Origin of the sequence: Kitasatospora sp. NPDC090091, assembly GCF_044747365.1 — a bacterium.
GTDB lineage: Bacteria > Actinomycetota > Actinomycetes > Streptomycetales > Streptomycetaceae > Kitasatospora.
Genome location: NZ_JBIVDY010000028.1, coordinates 1 through 23687 on the forward strand (window position 1 = coordinate 1; position 23687 = coordinate 23687).

At 75.7% G+C, this 23687-nt stretch carries 21 protein-coding genes; 13 read left to right on the forward strand and 8 right to left on the reverse strand.

Annotated elements, in window-relative coordinates:
- From ACIPSC_RS33835 to ACIPSC_RS33860, 6 genes are all read left to right on the forward strand, one after another.
- The coding region (locus ACIPSC_RS33835; RefSeq protein ID WP_400831999.1) for an electron transfer flavoprotein subunit beta/FixA family protein at nucleotides 1-324 on the forward strand (324 nt) is incomplete at its 5' end.
- A 45-nt stretch (nucleotides 325-369) separates the two neighbouring features.
- The gene (locus ACIPSC_RS33840; RefSeq protein ID WP_400832001.1) at nucleotides 370-1332 is read left to right on the forward strand and encodes an electron transfer flavoprotein subunit alpha/FixB family protein; all 963 of its coding nucleotides are present in this window, start codon (nucleotides 370-372) and stop codon (nucleotides 1330-1332) included.
- Between the two features lie 188 nt (nucleotides 1333-1520).
- Complete coding sequence (locus tag ACIPSC_RS33845) at nucleotides 1521-2939, forward strand: acyl-CoA synthetase (protein ID WP_400832003.1); 1419 nt, start codon at nucleotides 1521-1523, stop codon at nucleotides 2937-2939.
- A gap of 253 nt (nucleotides 2940-3192) precedes the next feature.
- Nucleotides 3193-4083, forward strand: a complete 891-nt coding sequence (locus tag ACIPSC_RS33850; RefSeq protein WP_400832005.1) for a C40 family peptidase — start codon at nucleotides 3193-3195, stop codon at nucleotides 4081-4083.
- Nucleotides 4084-4516: 433 nt separating this feature from the next.
- A complete protein-coding gene (locus ACIPSC_RS33855; RefSeq protein ID WP_400832007.1) occupies nucleotides 4517-5584 on the forward strand; it encodes an NUDIX domain-containing protein in 1068 nt (355 codons plus the stop codon).
- Nucleotides 5585-5703: 119 nt separating this feature from the next.
- On the forward strand, nucleotides 5704-6549 hold the full coding sequence (locus ACIPSC_RS33860) for a DUF4184 family protein (RefSeq protein WP_400832010.1): 846 nt from the start codon (nucleotides 5704-5706) through the stop codon (nucleotides 6547-6549).
- A 70-nt stretch (nucleotides 6550-6619) separates the two neighbouring features.
- Here the strand turns inward: ACIPSC_RS33860 and ACIPSC_RS33865 are convergent, their stop codons facing one another.
- Nucleotides 6620-7987, reverse strand: a complete 1368-nt coding sequence (locus ACIPSC_RS33865; RefSeq protein ID WP_400832015.1) for a dipeptidase — start codon at nucleotides 7985-7987, stop codon at nucleotides 6620-6622.
- 171 nt (nucleotides 7988-8158) lie between these two features.
- On the opposite strand from ACIPSC_RS33865, the gene ACIPSC_RS33870 reads away from it, so the two are divergent.
- A complete protein-coding gene (locus tag ACIPSC_RS33870) occupies nucleotides 8159-9436 on the forward strand; it encodes a geranylgeranyl reductase family protein (protein ID WP_400832017.1) in 1278 nt (425 codons plus the stop codon).
- A 197-nt stretch (nucleotides 9437-9633) separates the two neighbouring features.
- On the opposite strand, the gene ACIPSC_RS33875 is transcribed toward ACIPSC_RS33870, so the two are convergent.
- Nucleotides 9634-10626, reverse strand: coding sequence for an ArsR/SmtB family transcription factor (locus tag ACIPSC_RS33875; RefSeq protein WP_400832020.1), 993 nt, complete (start codon nucleotides 10624-10626; stop codon nucleotides 9634-9636).
- Between the two features lie 109 nt (nucleotides 10627-10735).
- Here ACIPSC_RS33875 and ACIPSC_RS33880 point away from each other — a divergent pair, with 109 nt between their 5' ends.
- Complete coding sequence (locus ACIPSC_RS33880) at nucleotides 10736-12163, forward strand: MFS transporter (RefSeq protein ID WP_400832022.1); 1428 nt, start codon at nucleotides 10736-10738, stop codon at nucleotides 12161-12163.
- Between the two features lie 49 nt (nucleotides 12164-12212).
- On the opposite strand, the gene ACIPSC_RS33885 is transcribed toward ACIPSC_RS33880, so the two are convergent.
- Nucleotides 12213-12644, reverse strand: coding sequence for a RidA family protein (locus ACIPSC_RS33885; protein ID WP_400832025.1), 432 nt, complete (start codon nucleotides 12642-12644; stop codon nucleotides 12213-12215).
- Nucleotides 12645-12757: 113 nt separating this feature from the next.
- A complete protein-coding gene (locus tag ACIPSC_RS33890) occupies nucleotides 12758-13555 on the reverse strand; it encodes an ATP-grasp domain-containing protein (RefSeq protein WP_400832026.1) in 798 nt (265 codons plus the stop codon).
- Nucleotides 13556-13745: 190 nt separating this feature from the next.
- Here ACIPSC_RS33890 and ACIPSC_RS33895 point away from each other — a divergent pair, with 190 nt between their 5' ends.
- Nucleotides 13746-14519, forward strand: coding sequence for an enoyl-CoA hydratase family protein (locus ACIPSC_RS33895; RefSeq protein ID WP_400832028.1), 774 nt, complete (start codon nucleotides 13746-13748; stop codon nucleotides 14517-14519).
- 107 nt (nucleotides 14520-14626) lie between these two features.
- Here ACIPSC_RS33895 and ACIPSC_RS33900 read toward each other — a convergent pair whose 3' ends face one another.
- Nucleotides 14627-15424 carry a maleylpyruvate isomerase family mycothiol-dependent enzyme gene (locus ACIPSC_RS33900; protein WP_400832030.1) on the reverse strand — a complete coding sequence of 266 codons (798 nt, stop codon included), beginning with the start codon at nucleotides 15422-15424 and terminating at the stop codon, nucleotides 14627-14629.
- 154 nt (nucleotides 15425-15578) lie between these two features.
- Between ACIPSC_RS33900 and ACIPSC_RS33905 the strand changes: the two genes are divergently transcribed.
- A complete protein-coding gene (locus ACIPSC_RS33905) occupies nucleotides 15579-16337 on the forward strand; it encodes an acyltransferase (protein WP_400832032.1) in 759 nt (252 codons plus the stop codon).
- 38 nt (nucleotides 16338-16375) lie between these two features.
- Here the strand turns inward: ACIPSC_RS33905 and ACIPSC_RS33910 are convergent, their stop codons facing one another.
- Nucleotides 16376-17653 (reverse strand): PucR family transcriptional regulator, encoded by a 1278-nt coding sequence (locus tag ACIPSC_RS33910; protein ID WP_400832034.1) that lies wholly within the window; start codon nucleotides 17651-17653, stop codon nucleotides 16376-16378.
- Between the two features lie 201 nt (nucleotides 17654-17854).
- Here ACIPSC_RS33910 and ACIPSC_RS33915 point away from each other — a divergent pair, with 201 nt between their 5' ends.
- Nucleotides 17855-18736 (forward strand): esterase/lipase family protein, encoded by an 882-nt coding sequence (locus ACIPSC_RS33915; protein ID WP_400832220.1) that lies wholly within the window; start codon nucleotides 17855-17857, stop codon nucleotides 18734-18736.
- Between the two features lie 86 nt (nucleotides 18737-18822).
- On the opposite strand, the gene ACIPSC_RS33920 is transcribed toward ACIPSC_RS33915, so the two are convergent.
- Both ACIPSC_RS33920 and ACIPSC_RS33925 read right to left on the reverse strand, forming a co-directional pair.
- Complete coding sequence (locus ACIPSC_RS33920; RefSeq protein ID WP_400832037.1) at nucleotides 18823-19434, reverse strand: HutD family protein; 612 nt, start codon at nucleotides 19432-19434, stop codon at nucleotides 18823-18825.
- A 170-nt stretch (nucleotides 19435-19604) separates the two neighbouring features.
- Nucleotides 19605-20843, reverse strand: a complete 1239-nt coding sequence (locus tag ACIPSC_RS33925; protein WP_400832042.1) for an MFS transporter — start codon at nucleotides 20841-20843, stop codon at nucleotides 19605-19607.
- A gap of 83 nt (nucleotides 20844-20926) precedes the next feature.
- Between ACIPSC_RS33925 and ACIPSC_RS33930 the strand changes: the two genes are divergently transcribed.
- Nucleotides 20927-22225, forward strand: coding sequence for an ROK family protein (locus tag ACIPSC_RS33930; protein ID WP_400832044.1), 1299 nt, complete (start codon nucleotides 20927-20929; stop codon nucleotides 22223-22225).
- 151 nt (nucleotides 22226-22376) lie between these two features.
- Entirely contained in the window at nucleotides 22377-23495 is a 1119-nt protein-coding gene (locus ACIPSC_RS33935; RefSeq protein WP_400832048.1) for a PLP-dependent cysteine synthase family protein, read from the forward strand.
- Nucleotides 23496-23687 lie beyond the last annotated feature (192 nt).

Here is a 23687-nt window from a genome sequence, read left to right on the forward strand (position 1 = left end):
GTGGTCAAGGGCCGTCGCGACGGTGACGCGGCGACGGAGCTGGTGGAGGCCGCGCTGCCGGCGGTGGTCTCGGTGACGGACCAGTCGGGTGAGGCCCGCTACCCGTCGTTCAAGGGGATCATGGCGGCGAAGAAGAAGCCGGTGCAGTCCCTGGACCTGGACGACCTGGGCATCGAGGCGGACGAGGTCGGCCTGGCAGGTGCGTGGACGGCGGTCGAGTCGGTGGCGGCGCGTCCGGCGCGCACCGCGGGCACGGTCGTCAAGGACGAGGGCGAGGGCGGCAAGCAGCTCGCCGCGTTCCTCGCCGACCAGAAGTTCATCTAATCCCACCCGTTCGCGATCCCAACGATCGATCAGGAGCAACGAATCATGGCTGAGATCCTGGTTCTCGTGGACCACGCCGACGGTGTGGTCCGCAAGCCGGCCCTGGAGCTGCTGACCCTGGCCCGCCGGATCGGCGAGCCGTCGGCCGTCGTCCTGGGTGCCGGTGCGGCCGCCGCCGACATCGCCGCCAAGGCCGCCGAGTTCGGCGCGGCGAAGGTGTACGTCGCCGACGGCGCCGAGTTCGCCGACCAGCTGGTCGTCCCCAAGGTGGACGCGCTGGCCCAGATCGCGAAGGCCGCCGAGGCCGCCGCGGTGCTGGTCACCTCCTCCGGTGAGGGCAAGGAGGTCGCCGCCCGCGTCGCGCTGCGGATCGGCTCCGGCATCATCACCGACGCCGTCGACCTGGAGGCCGGCGCGGACGGCCCGGTCGCCACCCAGTCGGTGTTCGCCGCCTCGTTCCAGGTGAAGTCCAAGGTGTCGCACGGCGCCCCGGTGATCACGGTCAAGCCGAACGCCGTCGCCCCCGAGGCCGCCCCGGCGGCCGGCGCGGTCGAGAACGTCACCGTCGCGTTCACCGGCAACGCCGCCAAGGTCACCTCGCGCACCCCGCGCGTCTCCACCGGCCGCCCCGAGCTGACCGAGGCCGCCATCGTGGTCTCCGGCGGCCGCGGCGTCGGTGCCGCCGAGGGCTTCGGCGTGGTCGAGGAGCTCGCGGACGCGCTCGGCGCGGCCGTCGGTGCCTCGCGTGCCGCCGTCGACGCCGGCTGGTACCCGCACACCAACCAGGTCGGCCAGACCGGCAAGCAGGTCTCCCCGCAGCTCTACATCGCGGCGGGCATCTCCGGCGCGATCCAGCACCGGGCCGGCATGCAGACCTCGAAGACCATCGTGGCCGTCAACAAGGACCCCGAGGCCCCGATCTTCGAGCTGGTCGACTACGGCGTGGTCGGCGACCTGTTCGCCGTGCTGCCGCAGCTCACCACCGAGGTGAAGGCCCGCAAGGGCTGATCCGCCGACAGGCGCATGCGCAGGGCGCGTCCGGGACTCCCCGGGCGCGCCCTGCGGCGTTCCGGGCGGTGCACCCGGCCCGCGGAGGCGGCCCGTAGAGTCGGCCCGGACCGGTGGCGACGCGACCGGTGGCGCCGGGCCGGCCGAGGCCGGGCGGCACACCCGCGAGCGAGGGCGAGGGCGAAGGCATGACACTCCTGACGGCACTTCAGGGCGACTACGGGGACTCCGGCGACGCACTGCGCGTCGACGGGCGGGCGCTCTCCCGCGAGGAGCTGCTCGGCGCGGCGACCGTGGTGGCCGACCGGGTGGCCGGCGCGCCCGGGCTCGCGGTGCTGGCCCGGCCTACGGTGGAGACCGTCGTCGCGGTGGTCGGCGGCCTGCTGGCGGGGGTGCCGGTGGTGCCGCTGCCGCCCGACTCCGGCCCCAAGGAGCGCGCGCACATCCTGCGGGACTCCGGTGCGGCCCTGCTCGCGCACGCCGCCGGGGACGCCGTGCCGGAGGACGCCGGGATCGCCGCGCTGCCGGTCGATCCGGCCGAGCGCTCGGCCACCACGTACACCGAGCCCGACGCGGCGGCGACCGCGTTCGTGCTCTACACCTCGGGCACCACCGGGGCGCCGAAGGGGGCGGTGCTGCGCCGCTCGGCCGTGGGCGCCGACCTCGACGCGCTGGCCGAGGCCTGGGGGTGGACCGCCGAGGACACCCTGGCGCACGGCCTGCCGCTGTTCCACGTGCACGGCCTGGTGCTCGGCGTGCTCGGCGCCCTGCGCACCGGCAGCCGGCTGGTCCACACCGGACGGCCCACCCCGGCGGGGTACGCGGCCTCGGGCGGCAGCCTCTTCTTCGGCGTGCCGACCGTCTGGTCCCGGCTGGCCGCGGACCCGGAGGCCGCCGGGCAGCTGGCCTCGGCCCGGCTGCTGGTCTCCGGCAGCGCGCCGCTGCCGGTGCCGGTCTTCGAGAAGCTGGCCGCGCTGACCGGCCACGCGCCGATCGAGCGCTACGGCATGACGGAGTCGCTGATCACCGTCTCCACCCGGGCGGACGGCGAGCGCCGCCCCGGCAGCGTCGGCCTGCCGCTGACGGGCGTGCGGACCCGGCTGGTCGGCGAGGGCGGCGAACCGGTGGCCCCCGACGGCGAGAGCGTCGGCGAGCTGCAGGTCGCCGGGCCGACGCTGTTCTCCGGCTACCTCAACCGGCCGGACGCCGACGCCGAGGCCTGGACCGCCGACGGCTGGTTCCGCACCGGCGACGTCGCGGTGATCGGGCCGGACGGCTTCCACCGGATCGTCGGCCGCGCATCGGTCGACCTGATCAAGAGCGGGGGCTACCGGATCGGCGCCGGCGAGGTGGAGGCCGCGCTGCGCGACCACCCTGCGGTCGCCGATGCGGCCGTGGTGGGCGCACCCGACGAGGACCTGGGCCAGGCGGTGGTCGCCTACGTCATCCCGGACGGCCCGGTGACGGGGGACCAGCTGGCGGCCTTCGTGGCGGAACGGCTCTCGGTGCACAAGCGGCCCCGGAAGGTGGTGCTGGTACCCGAACTGCCCAGGAACGCCATGGGGAAGGTGCTGAAGAAGCAGCTGCTCGCGGGGTCCGCGGGGTGATGGCACCCGAGTGACGGGCGGTCATCCGATGACGGTCGCTCACCTGATCGCCCGTCGGGGCGCTCACCAACCGTGAACCCTTCCTTTGGCGCACTCCACTGCGCGCTGTGAGCGGACGCGTGCTTAACGTGACACGCAGGCAGAAACCGAATAGCTGGACGACGTGCCGCGGCTTCCGGTCGCAGGACCGGAAGCCGCGGCACGTCGGCCGGAGCGGTTCTGCGGTTCCCGTTCAGCAAAGGAAGACAGCAGGATGACGACCGTCAACACCGGCGCACCGGGCGCCGCCGACGACCCGACCGGGCAGCACGCCGCCACCGACGGGCGGACCCGTCCCGCCCGTCCCACCCGGGGGGCGCGGATCCGCCGCGGGATAGCCATGGTGGCCGTGGTCGCGGCCGGAGCCGGCGTGATCGGCCTCGGCACCGGCGTGGGCACCGCTGCCGCCGAGGCCGCGCCCGCCCACGCCGGGTGGGACGGCTCGCGGTACTGGTTCAAGAACAGCAAGGGCGAGTGGCGCTGGACCACCCACTACGACATCTACAAGGCCCGGACCGGCGGCTCGGCCTCCGCGGCCACGTCCTCGACGTCCTCCTCGTCCTCGGGCGGGATCAAGCAGGGCTGGGACGGCTCGCGGTACTGGTTCAGGAACAGCAAGGGTGAGTGGCGCTGGACCACCCACTATGACATCTACCTGGACCGCACCGGCGGCGGCTCCTCCTCGTCCTCGTCGGGCTCCTCCACCTCGGCCTCGGCGGACTCCGCCGCGCCGGCGGCCGACGGGGACGTCGAGACGGCGGTGCAGTTCGCGCTGGCCCAGCTCGGCAAGCCGTTCCGGACGGCCGGCAACGGCCCGGACGGCTACGACTGCTCCGGCTTGGTGCAGCAGGCCTTCCGACGCGGCGGGATCGAGCTGCCGCGGGTGGCGAACGACCAGTACGCGGCGACCACGCCGATCCGCGCCAGCCAGCTCCGCCGCGGCGACCTGCTCTTCTGGTCGACCGACGGCACCGCCCGGGGCATCCAGCACGTGGCGATCTACCTGGGCAACAACCAGTACGTGGAGGCCGCCCGGCCCGGTACCAACATCCGCATCTCGGGCATCAGCAGCGGCTACTACCCCACCCACATGGGCCGGCCCTGAGGGCTGCGCACGGGTGGGACGACCCCGGGCCGGGCGGGAGGCACTGCCTCCCGCCCGGCCCGGGCGCCTCCAGGGCGTGCGCAGGAAGTCGGCCGGGCCGACTTCCTGATCCGGGGCTTCCGGGGGGTGACGCGGAGGTCGGGTACGGAGGGGGCGTGTGGGGTGTGGAAGGGGCGCGCACGGAGGGCTCGGACGCCGGTTTCCGGGGGCGCGTGAACCGGCGGTCACGCGGGCGCGCGGGTGCACCGGTAGGGCCCCTGGCCTGGGCACATGCCGCTGTCAAGAAGCGCACCACGGTTCGTCCGGCCGGAACGGATCGGAGGCATGGGGACCGGCGCGGCGGGGGTACCACCTCGGGTGGCGCTGGTTCGGCTGACGGGGGCGCCCGCCCGGTGTGAACGGCACCGGGGGAGGTCGAGGGGCAGGGGACACTGTGATCGTTTGGGTCAATGGCACGTTCGGCGCGGGCAAGACGAGCGCCTGCCGGGAACTGGTCGAGCTGCTGCCCGGGAGCATGCTGTTCGACCCGGAGGTGGTCGGGTTCGGGCTGAGAGGAATGCTCCCGGCCGACCGGATGGCGGCGGTGTCCGACTTCCAGGACCTGCCGGCCTGGCGCCGGCTCGTCCCCGAGACGGCGGCCGCGCTGCTCGGCGAGGTGCCGGGCCCGCTGGTCGTCCCGATGACGCTGCTCCGCGAGGACTACCGGGACGAGATCTTCGGTGCGCTCGCCTCGAACGGGATCACCGTGCACCACCTCGTCCTGGACCCTGAAGAAACGATCCTGCGGGAGCGGATCGCCCAGCGCGAGGAGTGCCCGGGCGATCCGGAGCGCAGCGCGCGCGTCCGCGAGTGGTGCCTGGACCACGTCCCCCGCTACCGGGCCGCCCGGCGCTGGCTCGGCCGGGACGCCCGGCTGGTCGACACCAGCGCGCTGACCCCGGGCGAGACCGCCGCCCGGCTCGCACAGCTCGTCCGGGACGGCTCGGCCCGCTGTCCCATCGTGCAGACCCCCGACCCGACCGGGGACACCGTGGCCTCGGCGGTGCTCCTCTTCGACGAGCAGGACCGGGTGCTGCTGGTCGACCCGGTCTACAAGCCGGACTGGGAGTTCCCCGGCGGCGTGGTCGAGCGGGGCGAGGCACCGACCGACGCGGCCCTGCGGGAGACCGCCGAGGAGCTCGGCCTGCGGCTCGATCCGGCCGCACTGCGCCTGCTCGCGGTCGACTGGGAGCCGCGCACCGGCCCGCGCCGCGGCGGCCTGCGGCTGGTCTACGACGGCGGCCTGCTGGACGCCACGGCCCGCCAGAACCTGCTGCTCCAGCAGGAGGAGCTGCGCGGCTGGCGCTTCGTCAGCCTGGAGGAGGCCGCCGGCCTGCTGCCGCCGGGGCGCTACCGCCGGCTCGCCGCCGCGCTGGACGCCCGGCGCAGCGGCGAGCTGCGCTACCTGGAGGCCGGCCGGCGGGCGGCGCTGGGGCTGACGCGCGTGGTCGACGCGGCGTAGCGGTCGACGCGGCGTGCGGGGAGCGCGCCGGTGGTCGCCCGGCGGGGCGGGCGTGACGGGAGGCGTGGGACGGGGTGGGTGGTGCGGCGGAGGCCGGGCGGGGGCGGCAGGATGAGGGCATGCCTTTCACACTGAGCCACCCGGCCGCCGTCCTGCCCCTGCTGCGTGCGGCGGGCCGGCGCGGGCCGCTGGTCGCCTCGGCGCTGGTCGCCGGCTCGATGGCGCCCGACGTGCCGTTCTTCGCGGAGTCGCTGCTGCCCGGGGTCTACGAGCAGGGCGGGCTGACCCACCGTTGGTGGGCGGTGCCGACGGTGGACGTGGCGATCGCCGGTGCGCTGGTCGCCGGGTGGCACGGGCTGCTGCGCGGACCGCTGGTCGGTCTGCTGCCCGAGCGGTGGGCGGGCGCGGCCGAGGCGCTGACGGTCCGCCGGGCCGGTGGTGCGGGGGCGGGCCCGGGTGGCGGCTCCGAGACCGGCGCGGCGGTCGCCTGGTTCGCCGCCTCGGCGGCGGTGGGTGCGGCGACCCACGTCGGCTGGGACGCCTTCACCCACGAGGGCCGGCTCGGTGTCGCCCTGCTGCCGGTGCTGGAGCGGAAGGTCGCCGGGCTGCCGCTGTACACGGTGCTGCAGTACGGGACGTCGGCGCTGGCGCTGGCCGCGCTGGCCGGGTGGGCGTCGCGCGCGGCCCGGGAGGTGGAGCCGGTACGGCCCGCAGTGGAGCTGCCGAGCGGGGTGCGGCGGGCCGCCGTGGCGGCGCTGGGCGCGGCCACGGCGGCCGGGGTGGTCCACCGGCTCGTGCCGCTGCGGCGGCACCTGATCCCGGAGTTCTGCTTCGGGGCCGGTGCGGGCCTGGCGGTCGGCGCGGCCGGGTACGCGCTGGTGCACGCGGCGGCGGCCCGGCTGGCCCGGCGGCCCCGGCCCCGCCCGGCCGACCGGGAGCGGGCGGTCGAGCGGGCCGGGGTCTGAGACGGCGCCCGGGAGTGCTGCCCGGGTGGTGCCGGGGCGCGGTGGTGCTGCGGTCCGGCACCCGGGGACGTCAGGCCGAGCGGAGCTCGGCGTAGCGGCGGAGGAAGAGCGCCTCGGTGAGCGCCATCCGCTCCAGCTCCAGCGGGTCGACGCTCTCGTTGACGGCGTGGATCTGGGTGGTCGGCTCCTCGACACCGATCAGCACGATCTCGGCCTGCGGGTAGAGCGTCTGCAGGGTGTTGCAGAGCGGGATCGAGCCGCCCTCGCCGGAGGCGACCATCGGCGTGCCGAAGGCCTCGGCCATGGCCTCGCCCATCGCCTCGTACGCCGGGCCGGAGGTGTCCGCGCTGAACGGCGCGCCGTTGCCCTGGCGCTCGATCCGGACCTGCGCGCCGAACGGCACCTGAGCCTCCAGGTGGGCGACCAGGGCGTCCTGGGCGGCGGCGGTGTCGGTGCCCGGCGGCACCCGCAGGCTGACCAGGGCCTTGGCGGAGGACTGCACGGAGGAGGTGGCGCCGACCACCGGCGGGGCGTCGATCCCCAGGACGGTGACGGACGGGCGGGCCCAGAGCCGGTCGGCGACGGTGCCGGTGCCGGTCAGCTCGACGCCGTCGAGCACCTTGGCGTCGGCGCGGAACTGCTCGTCGGCGTACTCCACGCCGGGCCACGTCTGGTCGCTGGTCAGACCGGCCACGGCGACGTCGCCGTGCTCGTCGTGCAGCGAGGCCAGCACCTTCACCATCGCCTGCAGGGCGTCCGGGGCGGCGCCGCCGAAGGCGCCCGAGTGCAGGTTGCCGGCCAGCGTGGTGATCGACACCTCGACCACGGTCATGCCGCGCAGCGAGGCGGTGACGGTGGGCAGGCCGGGGGCGAAGTTGCCGGTGTCGCCGATCACGATGGCGTCGGCGGCGAGCAGCTCGGGGTGGGCCTCGGCGTAGCGCTCCAGGCCGCCGGTGCCCTGCTCCTCGGAGCCCTCGACGATGATCTTCAGCCCGACCGGGTAGGCGTCCCCGTGGACCTGGCGCAGCGCCCGAAGGGCCGTCAGGTGCATCAGGATGTTGCCCTTGCAGTCGGCGGCGCCGCGGCCGTACCAACGGCCGTCGCGCTCGGTCAGCTCGAACGCGGGGCTCAGCCAGGCGCTCTCGTCGAGCGGGGGCTGGACGTCGTAGTGGGAGTAGAGGAGCACGGTCGGCGCGCCGGCCGGGCCGGGCAGCTCGGCGTAGACGGACTGGGTGCCGTCGGGGGTGTCCAGCAGCTGCACGTTCGTCAGGCCCTCGGCGGCGAAGGCGTCGGCCACCCACCGGGCGGCCTTGCGGCACTCCTCGACCGGGAACTGGCGCGGGTCGGCCACCGAGGGGAAGGCGACCAGCTCGGCGAGGTCGGTGCGGGCACGGTCCATCAGGGACCGGACGGCGTCGGCCAGGGGCTGCTGCGGCATCGGGATGCTCCGGGAGGGTCGGTCCGGCCGGGGGGGATGGTCCGGGCGGACACGTCGACTGGGGGGTGTACCGATCATAGGCCGAGTCGAACGGGAAGCCGCCGGGATCGACCGGATGTTCGGGGCGCCGTGGCGGCGAGTGGATCACCGGGCCGCATAGGATTGCTCGACGTGACTGACTCCGGAAGCTCCGATTCCCGTAGCCCGCTCGACGCCGCGGCGTCCGGACAGCCGTCCGAGCCGCAGCCCGACCAGCCGGCGGCCGGGCCGGACCGCCTCGACGGTGTCTGGGACGTCGTCGTGGTCGGTGCCGGACCGGCCGGGGCGTCGGCCGCACACGCGGCCGCGGTCCAGGGCCGCCGCGTGCTGCTGCTCGACAAGGCCGAGCACCCCCGTTACAAGACCTGCGGCGGCGGCATCATCGGCCCGTCGCGCGACAGCCTGCCGCCGGACTTCAAGCTGCCGCTGCAGGACCGGGTCCACGCCGTCACCTTCGCGTACAACGGCCGGTTCACCCGGACGCGGCGCTCCGACCGGATGCTGTTCGGTCTGGTCAACCGCGACGAGTTCGACCTGCGCCTCGTCCAGGCGGCGAAGCAGGCGGGCGCGGTCCTGGTCACCGGAGTGACCGTCACCGGGGTGGAGCAGCGCGGCGGCGAGCACCGGACGGCCCTGGTCACAGCCTCCGACGGGCGCAGCTTCGAGGCGCGCGCGGTCGTCGGCGCGGACGGCAGTGCCAGCCGGATCGGCCGGCACGTCGGGGTCTCCTTCGACCAGATCGACCTGGGCCTGGAGGCGGAGATCCCCGTCCCGCCCTCCGTGGCCGCCGACTGGGCCGGCCGGATCCACCTCGACTGGGGCCCGCTGCCGGGCAGCTACGGCTGGGTGTTCCCGAAGACCGAGTCCGCAAGCCTGACCGTCGGGGTGATCTCGGCCCGCGGCGACGGCGAGCGGACCAAGCAGTACCTGGCCGACTACGTCCGCCGGCTCGGGCTGGCCGGCTTCGAGCCGAGCGTCGAGTCCGGGCACCTGACCCGCTGCCGGGCCGAGGACTCGCCGCTCTCGCGCGGCCGGGTCCTGGTGGCCGGTGACGCGGCCGGTCTGCTGGAGCCGTGGACTCGCGAGGGCATCTCGTACGCGCTGCGCTCGGGCCGGCTGGCCGGGGAGTGGGCGGTCAAGGTGGCCGAGGCGGGGACGGCGGCCGAGGTGCGGCGCGAGGCGCTGAACTACGCGTTCGCGATCAAGGCCGGGCTGGGCGTGGAGATGCGGGCGGGCAAGCGGATGCTGGCCGCCTTCGAGCGCCGGCCGTACCTGTTCCACGCGGCGGTCTGCCTGGTGAAGCCGGCCTGGCGGGCCTTCGCCCGGACCACCCAGGGGCACACCACCTTCGCCCAGGTGCTGCGGCAGTACCGGTCGGCGCGCCGGCTGGCCTCGCTCGCCTCGCGGTAGCGCGAGCGGCAACGGTAACGGCGGCGGTAGCGGCGGCGGTCGGGGCTCGGCTCCCCGGTTCGGTTCGGTTCCGGGGCGGGGCCCGGGCTTCCGGGCCGCGCGGATCTGTGGAGGGCTCCCAGGGCTCCCCGGGCTCCCCGGTGGTGGACCCCGGGGAGCCCGCCCGGCGCTCACCGCCCACGGCGCCGGCCGGCCGGTCAGGGCCGGCGCGGGCCGCCGGTCAGCTCGTCGCCGAGCGGGCTGCGGCTGTAGAGCACCGAGCGGCCGTTCCGCGCCCGGGTGACCAGGCCGGTCCGGTGCAGCACGGCCAGGTGCTGGCTGACGGCGCCCGGGGTGACGCCCAGCCGGTAGGCCAGATCCGTGGTCGAGGCCGGTTCGGCCAGCAGCGCCAGCAGCCGGGCCTTCGGTGCGCCGACCAGCAGCTCCAGCGCCCGGGTGGTCACCGGCGCCGGCGGGCCGGCCATCGCGCCCTGGCCCCGCGCCGGGTAACTGAGCTGAGGCGCCCGGTCGTTGCCGATCATCGTGACCACGCCGTGGGCGAAGAAGGTCGGTGTCAGCACCAGCCCGCGGCCGTCCACGGTGATGTCGCGGTCCTGCGCAGTCCATCGGCGGTCGATCGACAGCACCCCGTCCTCCCAGCGCAGCCGGTGGCACAGGTCGGCGAAGAGCGCCGCCGCGCCGTGCTGGGCCAGCACCCGCGCCCGGTAGACCAGGTCGGCCTCCAGCACCGCCCGGGCCTGCGGCCACCAGGCCGGCGCCAGGCAGACCTCCCAGTACTCCTCCAGGGCGTCCGCGATCCGGGCCAGCAGCCGGGCCGGATCGGCCAGCCCGGCCGCCAGCGGGGGCGGCAGCGGCTGCCCGTGCGGCCGGAAGGTCTGCTCCAGCTCCGGGCGCAGCCGCTCCGGCGGCAGGGCCCGGACCAGCGCCAGCTCGGCGCGGAAGTCGGGAGCGGGCCCGGTCGGGCGGGGCGTCAGGAAGTCCGGGATCCAGCGGACCTCGGAGACCAGTGAGCGCAGCAGCACCGTGTCCAGCCGCTCGAAGGCCGGCCGCAGCCGCTCGAAGGCGGGCATCTGCAGCGCGTAGTGGCCCGGGTGGGTCCACATCCGCAGGCTGAGCGCCGCCTCCTGGATCGGCGAACAGGCGAACCAGGTGGTCGCGAGATCGGCGAGGCCCAGCCTGAACCGGTGCACGGACGGCCCTCCCTCCCCGGCCGCCGTTCCGGCCGGCCGCACTGCCCGTGGTTTCAGGCAGAGCCTAAATCAGTACTGCCCGGCCGGGGGCTGGGGGTGGGATCGGGGCATGACCACCCCATCGGCGGAGACCTCCGCGGCCACCTCCGGCCTGCCCGCATCCGGCCCGTCCGGGCCAGGCCCGTCCGAGTCCGGCCGTCCTGCGGCCGGCCTGCCCGAGCCCGGTCGGACCGGCCGGGCCGCCCGGCTGCTGCACCCCGACCCGACGGTGCGCCGGCTCGCGGCGATCACCCTCGTCAACACCGTCGGCAGCGGGCTCTCGCTCTCCGTCGGGGTGCTCTTCTTCACCCGCGTCCTCGGGCTCACCGCCACCCAGCTCGGCCTCGGACTCACCGCCGCCGGCCTCTGCGGGGTCGCCGCCAGCGTGCCGGCCGGCCGGGCCGCCGACCGGTGGGGAGCCCGTCCGGTCCTGGTGGTGCTGGTGACGGTGAACGCGCTCGGCACCGCGGGCTACGCGCTGGTGCACAGCTACGCGGCCTTCCTGCCGCTGGCCTGCGTGGTGGCTGCCGTCGACCGCGGCTCGGCCGCCGTGCGCAACGCCCTCTACGCCCAGGTGCTGCCGGCCGACCGGCGGGTCGCGGGCCGCGCCTACCTGCGCGTGGTGACCAACATCGGCATCTGCCTCGGCACGGCGCTCGGCGCGATCGCGCTGCAGGCGGACACCCGGGGGGCCTATCTGGCGGCGATCCTGGCCGACGCCGTCTCCTACCTGGCGGTCGCGGTGCTGTTCCGGCGGCTGCCGGTGCCCGGGGTGCGGCGGCGGGGCGCAGCCGGGGCCGGGGACGCCGGTGGGAGCGGCGCCGGGAGTGTGGACGCGGAGGGGCGTGCGGCGGGGGAGCGGCGGCGCAACCCGGCGCTGCGGGACGCGCCGTTCCTGGTCGTGACGGTGCTGAACGCGCTGCTCTGTCTGCAGTTCGCGGTGCTGGAGGTCGGCGTGCCGCTCTGGGTCGTCCAGCAGACCGACGCCCCCCGGATCACCGTGGCCGGCACCCTGATCGTCAACACCGTGCTGGTGATCGCCCTGCAGGTCCGGGCCACCCGGGGCACCGAGGACCCGGCCGTCGCCGCCCGGGTCTGCGGCCGGGCCGGGCTCGTCCTGGCGGCGTCCTGCCTGGTCATTGCCCTCGCCCACGGTCTGCCGGCCACCGTCGCGGCGGCCGTGGTGCTCGGCGGTGTGGCGCTCCAGGCCATCGGCGAGGTGCTGGCCCAGGCCGGTGGCTGGGCGCTCAGCTACGACCTCGCCGGCGAGCGCGACCACGGCGCCTACCAGGGCGTCTACAACGCGGGCACGGCCGCCGCGCTGATGATCGGACCGGCGGTGGTCTCCACCGCCGTCATCGGGTACGGCCTGCTCGGCTGGGCCGCGCTCGGCGCGCTGCTCGCCGGGGCCGGGCTGGCCATGGGCCCCGCCGTCCGGTGGGCCCGGCGGCGGGGCGTCGAGGCGGCGGAGCGGGGCTTCGAGATGGCCGGGCGCTGAGCCCGGCCGGGGCGGCTCCGGGCCGCCGCGGCCGGGGCGCCGGACGCGGCTATGCCTGGTCGTGGACCAGGGCGAGCGCCTCGATCTCGATCAGCACCTCGGGCAGGAACAACGCGGCGACCTGCATCGCCGAACTGGCCGGGAGCGGCGTGTCGCCGAAGTACTCGTTCCGGGCCTCGCGGACGGCGGCCAGATGCCCGATGTCGGTGAGGAAGTAGGTGAGCTTGACGACGTCCCCGAAGCCGGCCCCGGCGGCGGCCAGGCAGCGGCGCAGGTTCTCGAAGATCTGGAGGGCCTGGGCCTTGGGGTCGCCGGCCCCGACCAGCTGCCGCTGCTCGTCGAAGGCGACCTGGCCGGAGACGACCACCAGACGGCCGGTCCCGGTGACGACCTGGGTGTAGCCGGTGCCGGGGGCGACCCCGGGCGGCTCGGCGATGTGGGTGAGGTGCTGGGAGGCGGGGTGCCGGGAGTCGGAAGTCATGGGCCTCATCGTTGCTGATGGGCGATCAGCGCACCACCGGCTTTCGGCCCTGCCCCGCCGGCCCCGTCCGGCCCCGTCCCGGCCGGGACGGTCCGGGCCTGCGGCCCGAGGGGTCAGCCGACCACCGAGGCCGACGCGCGGCAGTACCGCCGGTCCGCCTCCGCAAGCTGCTCCGCCGGTCCGCCCGCGCGCAGCACCACGTCCAGCACGGCGTCCGGGTCGCACGCGTAGCCGCCGCTCGCCCAGGCCGTGTTCGCCTCGACCGCCGCCCAGCCGCCGCCCTCCAGCAGGCCGACGTCGACGACCACGGCGCTCGGCAGCCTCCCCACCGAGGCGGCCAGCACGTCGGCGGCGAAGGCGGACACCTCCGCCCGGTACGGGTCCTCGGCCAGCGGCGCCTCGGCCAGGTCGCCGTCCAGTGCGTAGCGCGAGGCGGTGCGCACCTCGCCGTCCAGCACGAACAGCCGGTACTCGCGGAGGAACCGGACCACCTCGCTGACCTGCACCGGGCTGTCGTCCTCCAGCGCGTCCGGTCCGGGCAGGCCGGAGCCGTCCCGGTACACCTTGGCCGGGAACAGCTTGTCCCCCGGCGGCTTGAGGAAGGCCGGGCTGCGCAGCGCGCGTGCCTCGGCCAGCGTGGTGAGCTCGACGCGCCGGCCCGTCAGCTCCCGCGGCAGGACGGTCAGCCAGTCGTGCGGCGGCTGCGTCAGCGCCAGGCCGAGCACGCTGCCGACCGCGTCCGCGAACAGCGGCCCGCCGTAGACGTGTACGGGTGTTCCGATCAGCTCGGCAGGAGCGCGCCACGCGGTCGCGGTGTGCGACCGCAGGCCGCGCCGGCCGGCGGCCGCGCGCAGCTGCAGGCCGGTGTCGTTGATCCGGGGCGAGAGGAGGAGGACGGCGTCGGTGGTCACGTGCACCGATGCTGCCGTCCCCGGGCGCGGCCCACCACCCCTTTTCCCGGTCGGGCCGGCGCGCGGATTCCCCGCGGGTGGCTCTGGCCGAGCGGAGGGTGGGCATGTCAGAGTCGTCCGGGCGCCGTCCGAGCAGGACGGACGCCGCCGCAGTCCGACCCACCCTCAGCCGGAAAGCAGGCCCGCACCGATGACCCGCGAAGTGCCCCTCGTCCGCGTCAGCACCGCCGACGCCGTCACCACCCTCACCCTCGACTCGCCGCACAACCGGAACGCGCTGTCGACCCGGCTGATGGCCGAGCTCACCGCCGGCCTGGCCGCCGCGGCGGCCGACCCCGAGGTCCGCGCCGTGGTGCTCGGCCACGCCGGCAAGGTGTTCTGCGCGGGCGCGGACCTCTCGGAGGCGACGGGGGCGGACCCGACGGTCGGCCCGCGCGGCCTGGTGGACCTCCAGCGCGCGATCGTCGACTGCACGAAGCCGGTCATCGCGGTGATCGACGGGCACGTCCGGGCGGGCGGCCTCGGCCTGGTCGGCGCGGCCGACCTCGCCCTGGCCGGACCGGCCGCGACCTTCGCGTTCACCGAGGTCCGGCTCGGCCTCGCGCCCGCCGTCATCTCGCTGCCGCTGCGCCCCAAGCTGGAGCCGCGCGCCGCCTCCCGCTACTACCTGACCGGCGAGGTCTTCGACGCCGCCGAAGCCGCGCGGATCGGCCTCGTCACGGAGGCGACCGACTCCGCGGAGTCCACCGCCACCGCGCTCAAGGGCCTGCTGGACGCCCTGCGGCTCGGGTCGCCGCAGGGCCTCGCGCAGTCCAAGCGGCTCGCCAACGCCGAGGTCGTGCGCTCCTTCGAGCGGGACGCCGACGAGCTGGTCGCGCTCTCCGCCCGGCTCTTCGGCTCGGACGAGGCCCAGGAGGGCATGCGCTCCTTCCTGGAGAAGCGCCCGGCGGCCTGGGTGCGCTGAGGGCGGGTCGCCGCGCTCGCGTCCTGAGCCGCCGTCGGGGCGGGAGCCGGGCCGTGCCCGGGTGTGGAGGCACTCCCGGGCACGGTGGGCGTGCCCCGGTGGGGCGGTCAGCTCCAGCGGACCACGGCCGTCTCGCGCCACAGGTCGAGCAGCGACTCGTCGCCGGTCCGCTCGACCCGGGCGGCCGGCAGGCGGTTCCAGAGCAGCAGGTAGAGGTCGCGGGCCCGGCCCGCGAGGGTGAGGTCGGCCGAGGGGAGGTCGGCCGGTGCGCCGGTGTCGTCCGCCTGCCCGGCCCGGTCGGCGGTGGTGACGGTGAGCGGCTCCGGGCTGATGGTCAGCAGCCAGGAGACCGTGCCGTCGGTGGGCCGGACCAGCACCGTCCGCGGCTTCTCGCTGCGCACCCGGGCCCGGCTGCGGGCCATGAACCCCTGCAGCAGCTCGGCGATCCCGTCCAGCGCCAGGTCGGTGGCCGTCTCCGGTCCGGCCGACCCGGCGGCCGCGTCGGCGTCGAAGCGGTGCACGGCCGTCTCGTGCGCCTGGCGGCGGGCCCAGAACGCCAACGGGCTCGGCGCCGGCAGGAAGCTCCAGCAGTCGAGGTCGGCCGGCGCCGCGGCGAGCGCCTCGACCAGTGCGGTGTGGCCCGTGCGGAACCAGTCCACCAGCTCGCCGTCCGACGGCTCCGGACCCCAGGCGGCACGCTCGCCGTCGGCGTCGAGCGGCTGCCGGTGGCCGTCCCGCACGTAGGCGGTGGCCCAGCGGTGCACCTGACCGGTGTGCAGCACGAGGTCGCGCAGCTGCCAGTCGGGGCAGGTCGGGACCGGGGCGCCGGGGTCGGTGCGGGCGGCGGCGTCGGCGAGGAGGGCGCCCTCACGGCGCACCGCGTCGATGTGCTCGGTGATGTCCACGATCGAGGAGTCTGGCAGCTCGGACGGCGATCGGTCGCGGAAATCGGACGGGTGGCGATCCGTGCTCGGCGGCCACGGAGTGCGGGCCGCGGCACGGATGTGACGTTGGCCGCCTCCCGGCCGGCGGTGGTGCGGTGACCGGTAGCGTGGCCGCATGTCGATCACGCGTTCCCTGTACTCCGCCGTCCGGACCGGCAGCCGGCGCGCCGCCGGCCGCCTCGTCCACCGGGGCTGGCAGTGGGTGCAGCGGGCCGGTGCGGTCTCCAGCGAGAGCCCCGGACCGTACCGGTTCGGTGAGCTGGGCGCCGGGACGAAGCTGACCTTCCCGCTCGGGGCGGTCTTCAACGAGCAGTGGATCACCATCGGCCCGTTCTCGATCATCGGTGAGCGCGTCACCATCAGCGCGGGCTTCCTGCCCGGCCTCGACCTCGGGCCCGAGCCGATCGTGCGGATCGGCGGCGGTTGCGTGATCGGCCGGGACAGCCACATCGTCGGCCACCAGTCCATCGTGCTCGGCGACGACGTGTGGACCGGCCCCGGCGTCTACATATCCGACCAGGCCCACGAGTACCGCGCCACCGACCTGCCGATCGGCAAGCAGTGGCCGCGCAACGAGCCGGTGGAGATCGGCGCCGGCAGCTGGATCGGCACCGGCGCGGTGATCCTCCCCGGTGCCAGGCTGGGCCGCAACGTGGTGGTCGCGGCCGGCTCGGTGGTGCGCGGCGAGGTGCCCGACCACAGCGTGGTCGCGGGCGCCCCGGCGAAGATCGTCCGCCGCTTCACCCCGGAGGACGGCTGGCAGCCGCCGTTCCGCAACGACCCGCCGAGTCCGCTCCCCGACGGCATCACCGCCGAGCAGCTCCGTGCGCTCGCCGGCTGGGACCTCCGCCTCCCGGGCGAGACGGGAGTCTGAGGGGTCGCCGGACGCGGGGGCCGGGCAGGACCAGGGCCCTACGCCGGTTCCGGGGCGGGGCCGGCGTCGCGGGCGGCGATGGCGGCGGTGATGCGCAGGAGGTCGGCCGGGCGGGTCGGATCGAGGCCGGTGAGGACGGCGATCCGGCGCAGCCGGTAGTCGACGGTGTTGGGGTGGAGGTGGAGCGCACGGGCCGTGTGGCGGCGGTTGAGGCCGCCGGCCAGGTGGGTGCGGAGGGTGACGAGCAGTTCGCCGCCGTCCTCCAGCGGCTCGATCAGTGAGGCGAGCCGGGATCTGGCCTCGCTGGGCCGGCTGAGCTGGTACTCCAGCAGCACGTCGTCGAGGCGGTGCAGCCCGGGCGGCCGGCCGAAGGCCTGGGCGACCTCCAGGACCTCCCGCGCGAGCACGGCCGCACCCGGTACGGCGGCCGGCGCGGCCGCCGCCGCGCCGGCCTGGACGGCGGCGCCCGCGGCGCGTGCCGCGCGGGTGACGGTGTCCGTGAGGAGCCGCCAGGTGGCGGCGGGGACGGCGTCCGGCCGGCAGTCCAGCGGGACGAGCGCCACGCCGCCGGAGGGTGAGAGCTCGGTGAGGACCGACTGCCGTGTGCGGTGGTCGAGTTCGGTGCGCAGCCGGCGGAGCTTGCGCCGGCCGGCCACCGAGGTGTCGACCTCGGGCGCCTGTTCGTCCGGGTGGGCGGCGACGGCCAGACGGAGGACGGCGTAGGCGGGCGGCAGCCGGACCCCGGCGCGGTGGGCCGCCTCCTCGGCGGGGGCGCCGTCCAGCAGGGCGGCGAGCAGGGCGTGCCGGGCGGGGCCACGGTCGTCGGACGGGAGCCGCCGTTCGTCGAAGTAGCCGGCCCCGGCCGCGGCGGTGGCCTGGCGGAGCTGGTCGAGCAGGAGGCGGTTGAGGACGAGCAGGTCGGCGGCGTCCCCGTCGCCGGCCTGCCGGGTGACCAGCTCCCAGCAGACCTCCATCCCGAGGTGGTGGGCGAGCAGGACGGCGTCCAGCGGCAGCCCCTCCTCCGCGCGGCGGGCCGCGGCCTCCCGGACGGCGGCGAACTCGGCCTCGGGGGCCGGCAGTCCGGTGCGGACGGCCTGGGCGAGGGCGCGGATCCGGCGTTCGGTGACCTGGGCCAGCTCGCCGGCGATCTGCTCGCGGGGGAGCCGGCGGTACGTCGGCACGCGCTCCAGCAGGGCCGCGATGACGGTCTCGACCAACTCCGGTACCGCGCCGAGCAACCGCTGGTCGGCGGGTACGCCGCCGATCACCGGGATCCGCCAACCGGGGGCGCAAACGGGTGAATTGTGACCGGTCACAGAAAACACCGTCCAGGTCTGGGGGACGCCCAAGGGCCGGGTCGGAGGGGCGACCGCATGATGGAGGCACTCGGGTTACCTGTTGGTAACAAACTTCCGCTGTGGAGGCAACAGTTGGGAACCCCACTTCTCCGCTTCTCCGCAAGACCGGTTCGGCGCAGGCTGATCGGCGTACTCGGCTCGGCCCTGCTGGCCGGAGCGCTGCTCGTCGGTGGCCCGGCGGCCGCCGCCGCAGCTGCCGACGGGGCGGACGCGACCCCCACCGCGTCCGCCCCGTCGGCTCAACTCCCGCCGGACGGTGACACGGTGGCCTCGCCGCCGGGTGCCAACGACTGGAGCTGCCGGCCCTCCGCCGCGCACCCCAATCCGGTGGTCCTGGTGCACGGCACCTTCGCCAACCGCTACGAGAACTGGCTCGCCCTCTCACCGCTGCTGAAGAGCCAGGGCTACTGCGTCTTCGCCCTGGACTACGGCATGGTGCCGGGGATCACCTCGTCCGGCAGCGGCCTGCTGCTGCCGATCGGGGGCCTAGGCCCGATCGACGAGTCGGCGGCCCAACTCGGCCGCTTCGTCGACCTGGTGCGCACCGCGACCGGCGCCGCCAAGGTCGACCTGGTCGGTCACTCGCAGGGCGGCATGCTGCCCAACTACTACGTGAAGTTCCTCGGCGGCGCGGCCAAGGTGGACAGGCTGATCGGCCTGGCCCCGTCCAACCACGGCACCACGCTGGACGGCATCGCCAACCTGGCGCCGTACTTCCCGAGGGTCGCCGAGCTGATCTACACGGCGTGCAAGGCGTGCCGGGACCAGGTGGTGGACTCGGCGTTCAACCGGAAGATGGCCTCCGTCCCGGACACCGTGCCGGGCGTCCGCTACACGGTGATCTCGACCGTGTACGACGAGGTGGTCACGCCGTACCGCAGCCAGTTCCTCAACGGCCCGAACGTGGACAACGTCGTCCTCCAGGACCGCTGCCCGATCTCGCTCGCCGAGCACGTGGCGATCGCCTTCTCGCCGACCGCGCTGCACCTGGTCGGCAACGCGCTCGACCCGGCGCACGCGACACCGGTGCTCTGCGGCTGATCCGCGGGGCATCGCCCACCAGGTGCACAGGAAGTCGGCCCGGCCGACTTCCTGTGCACCTGTGTTCGGGGCGGGAGCCCCGTGGGTCAGCGCGCGGTGCGGACGACGACGACGGCGGTGACGCCGTCGGGCCGCAGCTCGACCGTACCGGGGCCGTCGAGCAGCGCGGCGTCGAAGCGGGCGAGGGCCGTGCTGCTCCCGGTGTCGGTAGCGGTGCCACCGGTGTCGGTAGCGGTGAGAGTGGCCGTGCCGGCGAGGCAGACCAGCAGGGCGGTGGCGTCGGCCGGGACGTCGACGGTGCGCGGGGCGGTGGCCAGGTCGAGGCCGGCGGTGGTGCGGCCGCGCCGGGTCATCACGTTGAAGTCGACCACCGGCCCGCCGAGCAGGCGGCAGTCGGTGGCCGCGTCGCCGGAGAAGGCGAAGGGCCGGAAGGGCGCGTCGACGAGGTGCTCGGTGCCGTCGACGGTCAGGGCCATGCCCGCGCCGTCGACCAGCGTGATCACCCGGTCGATGCCGGTGAACTCCGAGAACGGCCCGGCGGAGGCCACGTCCGCGAGGCTGACCCGCCAGTCGAAGGCGGCCGCCCCGGCCCCGGCCGGGAACCCCGCGACCTCCCGGGTCACCCCGCCGCCGTTGAGCCACGCCGTCGCCGGCCGGTCGGCCGCCCGCAGTACCTGGATCCGTTCGGAGCTCGTCATGGCGCGATCCTCGCACGGCAGGTCGGGGCGGCGGACCGCAGGTCGGGCGGCGGGTCGGGCGGCAGGGCGGGCCACAGGTCGGCGGCGGAGTGGTGCGGGGGGTCTTCGAGGGCGGCGGGTTCTCGGGGCATCGGCGCGGGCGCCCCGGCCCGGCCGTCGGGCCGGGCGGGTCAGCGGCTCCGGGCGGCCAGGGGGAGGAGCGCGGCGACGGTGGCCGCGGCGGCCACGGTGGTCAGCGCGAGCGGGAGGCCGGCGGCATCGGCGAGGAAGCCGATGACCGGCGGGCCGATCAGCATGCCGCCGTAGCCGAGGGTGGAGGCCAGGGCGACGCCCTGCGGGCCGCCGGTGGCGCCGGCCCGTGCGATGGCGAGCGGGAAGATGTTGGCCAGGCCGAGCCCGACCAGCACGAACCCGGCCAGCGCGAACGGCACCGACGGCGCCAGGGCGGCGAGCAGCATGCCGGCCGCGGCGGTGAGGCCGCCGAGGAGCATCACCCGGGTCTGGCCGAGCCTGATGGAGAGCCAGGTGCCGCCGAGCCGGCCGCTCGTCATCGCGAAGGCGTAGGCGGCGTATCCGGCCGCTGCCGTGCCGGCGCTCGCGTGGACGTCGTCCGTGAGGTGCAGGGTGGTCCAGTCGGCGATCGCGCCCTCGCCGTACGCGGTGCAGAACGCGGTGAGGCCGAGCAGCAGGACGAGCAGCCGTGCGTGCGGGAGGCGACCCGCCTTCGCCCCGCCGCCGGGGCTGCCGGCGCGGGCGGGGGCGACCGGCGCCGTCTCCGGACTGCGGAGCAGGACGGTGCCCGCGGCCACGGTGACGGCCGCGCCCAGCAGCCCGCTGAGCGCGAGTGCCCAGGAGGCGCTGAGGGTGCCGGCCAGCAGGCCGCCGATGCCCGCACCGAGCAGGCCGCCGAGACTGTAGCCGGCGTGGAAGCTCGGCATCACCGGGCGCCGCAGCTGGGCCACCAGGTCGACCGCGGCGCTGTTCATGGCGACGTTCGCCCCGCCGTACCCGGCGCCGAAGAGCAGCAGGACCGCGCCGAGTGCTGCCACCGAGTGGGTGTGTGCGGGCAGCGGCACGGCCAGGCTGAGCAGGGCGAGCGAGGCGACCGTGACCGGCCTCGAGCCGTACCGCAGGCAGAGCCGCCCGACCAGGGGCATGGTGGCGACGGCGCCGGCCGAGACGCAGAGCAGGGCGAGCCCGAGGCCGCTGTGCGAGGCGCTCACCTGGCTCCGGACGTCCGGGATGCGGACCACCCAGGCCGCGAAGAGGAAGCCGTCGACGGCGAAGAAGGCGGTGAGGGCGAGCCGGGCCGCACTCCACGGGTTGTCGGGCGCGGCGGGTGTGCTGCGAGACTGGGAGGACGGTCGGTTGACGGGGTCATGGACACGGATTTTGTTTCGGAGCGGCACAAAGTAACAATAGGAGCGTGCAGCCCACTCCTTCAAGTCCGCAGCCGTCAGGTCCGAGGCCGTCGAGCGCGCAGCCGTCGAGCGTGCAGTCGTCGAACGCTGCGCCGGCGGGCGTGCGGCCGTCGGGCCCCGGGCCCGGCTCCGGGGCCGACCACGACGCGCAGCGCGAGGCCCAGCGCCGAGCAGCACCCGACCGCGGCCGGACGCTGCTCGGCCCCGCGCTCTCGCTCATCCACACCGGACAGGCCCCCACCCGCTCGGCGCTCACCCGCGCGCTGGACGTCACCCGGGCCACGGCCGGTGCGGTCACCGCGGAGCTGGAGGCGCTCGGCCTGATCACCGTCGACTCGCGCCCGGCCGGCGGCGGCCGCGGCCGCCCGTCGCACCGGCTGGCCGTCGACCCGGACGGCCCGGTGGTGATCGCCGGCCAGATCCACGTCGACGGGCTGAGCGTCGCCCTCGCCGGGCTCGGCGGACTGCTCGACCCGCCCGTGCAGCGGCCGCTGCCCGCCGCCACCGACCCGGTGCGGATGCTGCGCGCCGTCGCCCAGGCCGGCGCCGAGCTGGCCCGCGCCTCCTCCCGCCGCTGTCTCGGCGCCGCGCTCGCCCTGCCCAACCCGGTCACCGAGCCGGACGGCACCGCCCTCGCCGCGCTGCACTTCGCCTGGCCCAGCGGCACGCCCGTCGCCGACCTGTACGACGTCGAGGTCGGCCGCGCCGACCACGGTCCGCTCGCGCTCGACCCGCTGCCCGCCTCCATCGCCAACGACGCCAACCTCGGCGCGCTCGCCGAGTACCGGCACGGCGCCGGGCGCGGTGCCCGCCACCTGCTGCTGGTCACCTCCGGGCACCGGGGCGTCGGCGGGGCGCTGGTGATCGACGGCCGGCTGCACACCGGCAGCGCGGGCCTCGCGCTGGAGGTCGGGCACCTGACCGTCGACCCGCTGGGCCGCCCCTGTCAGTGCGGCAACCGGGGCTGCCTCAACGCGGAGACCGACCCGGACGCGCTGTTCGCCGCCGCCGGGCTCACGCCCGACCCGGACCGCCCGCTGCTGGACCAGGCCCGTGAGCTCTGCCGTGCCGCCGCCACCGACGAGCGGGCGCGGGCAGCCGTGGAGCACGTGATCGACCGGCTCGGCCTCGGGCTGGCCGGTGTCGCGAACATCCTCAACCCCGACCGGGTGGTGCTCAGCGGCCTTCACCTCGACCTGCTGGAGGCCGCGCCCGAGCGGCTGCGCGCGGTGGTGGCCGAGCGCTGCCTCTGGGGGCGCAGCGGCCGGGTGCCGATCGTGGGGGCGGAGCTGGCGCACAGCGCACTGGTCGGTGCGGCGGAGCTGGCCTGGCGCCCGTACCTGGCGGATCCGCAGTCGGTGGCCGTCTGACGGGCGGTGCCGCGGGGGCGGTGTCGCGGGGGCGCCGACGCCCGGCGGGCGACGGGATAAGCGGAACCTGGGGTGCCGGAAACGGTTACTTATCGTGACGCTCGTACACTCGTAGTGAGCAACCGGGGGGTTCGAGCGAGGAGAGTGACGGATGAGCACCCAGCTGAGTGCCGAGCGGACCGACGACGTGGACCGCTCCGACCCCGCGTACCGCAGCTGGCTCAAGGACGCCGTGCGCAAGGTCCAGGCGGACGCCAACCGCTCGGCCGACACCCACCTGCTCCGGTTCCCGCTCCCCGCCGAGTGGGGAATCGACCTCTACCTCAAGGACGAGTCGACCCACCCCACCGGCTCGCTCAAGCACCGGCTGGCCCGCTCGCTCTTCCTCTACGGGCTCTGCAACGGCTGGATCCGGCCCGGCAAGCCGGTGATCGAGGCCTCCAGCGGCTCGACCGCCGTCTCGGAGGCGTACTTCGCCCAGCTCATCGGGGTGCCGTTCATCGCGGTGATGGCCAAGTCCACCAGTCAGGCCAAGATCGACCTGATCCAGTTCCACGGCGGCGAGTGCCACCTCGTGGAGCGCTCCGACGAGGTGTACGAGGCCTCGGCCCGGCTCGCCGAGGAGACCGGCGGGCACTACATGGACCAGTTCACCTACGCCGAGCGGGCCACCGACTGGCGGGGCAACAACAACATCGCCGAGTCGGTCTTCGCCCAGCTGCGCCTGGAGCCGCACCCCGAGCCGGCCTGGATCGTCGCGACCGCCGGGACGGGCGGCACCTCGGCGACCATCGCCAGGTACGTCCACTACATGCAGTACGACACCCGGATCTGCGTCGCGGACCCGGAGAACTCCTGCTTCTTCGACGGCTGGGTCCACCACGACCCGGACGCCGTCTGCGGCAGCGGTTCGCGGATCGAGGGGATCGGCCGGCCCCGGATGGAGCCGAGTTTCGTGCCCGGGGCGGTCGACCGGATGATGAAGGTCCCGGACGCCGCCTCCATCGCCGCGGTGCGGGTGCTGGAGCAGGTGCTCGGCAAGAAGGCCGGCGCCTCCACCGGGACCGGGCTGTGGAGCGCGCTGCGGATCGTCGCGCAGATGCGGGAGGCGGGGGAGCGCGGCAGCGTGGTCACCCTGATCTGTGACCCGGGTGACCGCTACCTCGACAAGTACTACTCGGACGACTGGCTGGCCGGCGAGCGGATCGACATCGCGCCGCACCGGGACCGGCTTGAGTCCTTCCTGGCCGGCGGCGCCTGGACGGGCTGAGGCCGGGGGCGGGGCCGGCGGGGCCGCTCGGGCGGGCGGGTCGGGCGGCTCCGCTCGTGCGTACGGCGCCGGCGGTGCGGGTCGCGGCCGGGGTGATGGCGGCACTGGCGGCGGTGGCGGTGGACATGGTGGATCCCCCTCGTGGGTGCGGGTGAGTGAGCCGTTGGCCTGCGCCGCAAGGGGTGCCGGCGC

Coding starts and splice junctions, on each gene's coding strand:
- ACIPSC_RS33840 (WP_400832001.1), top strand. CDS start 370: ATGGCTGAGATCCTGGTTCTCGTGGACCACGCCGACGGTGTGGTCCGC.
- ACIPSC_RS33845 (WP_400832003.1), top strand. CDS start 1,521: ATGACACTCCTGACGGCACTTCAGGGCGACTACGGGGACTCCGGCGAC.
- ACIPSC_RS33850 (WP_400832005.1), top strand. CDS start 3,193: ATGACGACCGTCAACACCGGCGCACCGGGCGCCGCCGACGACCCGACC.
- ACIPSC_RS33860 (WP_400832010.1), top strand. CDS start 5,704: ATGCCTTTCACACTGAGCCACCCGGCCGCCGTCCTGCCCCTGCTGCGT.
- ACIPSC_RS33865 (WP_400832015.1), bottom strand. CDS start 7,987: ATGCCGCAGCAGCCCCTGGCCGACGCCGTCCGGTCCCTGATGGACCGT.
- ACIPSC_RS33880 (WP_400832022.1), top strand. CDS start 10,736: ATGACCACCCCATCGGCGGAGACCTCCGCGGCCACCTCCGGCCTGCCC.
- ACIPSC_RS33885 (WP_400832025.1), bottom strand. CDS start 12,644: ATGACTTCCGACTCCCGGCACCCCGCCTCCCAGCACCTCACCCACATC.
- ACIPSC_RS33895 (WP_400832028.1), top strand. CDS start 13,746: ATGACCCGCGAAGTGCCCCTCGTCCGCGTCAGCACCGCCGACGCCGTC.
- ACIPSC_RS33905 (WP_400832032.1), top strand. CDS start 15,579: ATGTCGATCACGCGTTCCCTGTACTCCGCCGTCCGGACCGGCAGCCGG.
- ACIPSC_RS33920 (WP_400832037.1), bottom strand. CDS start 19,434: ATGACGAGCTCCGAACGGATCCAGGTACTGCGGGCGGCCGACCGGCCG.
- ACIPSC_RS33935 (WP_400832048.1), top strand. CDS start 22,377: ATGAGCACCCAGCTGAGTGCCGAGCGGACCGACGACGTGGACCGCTCC.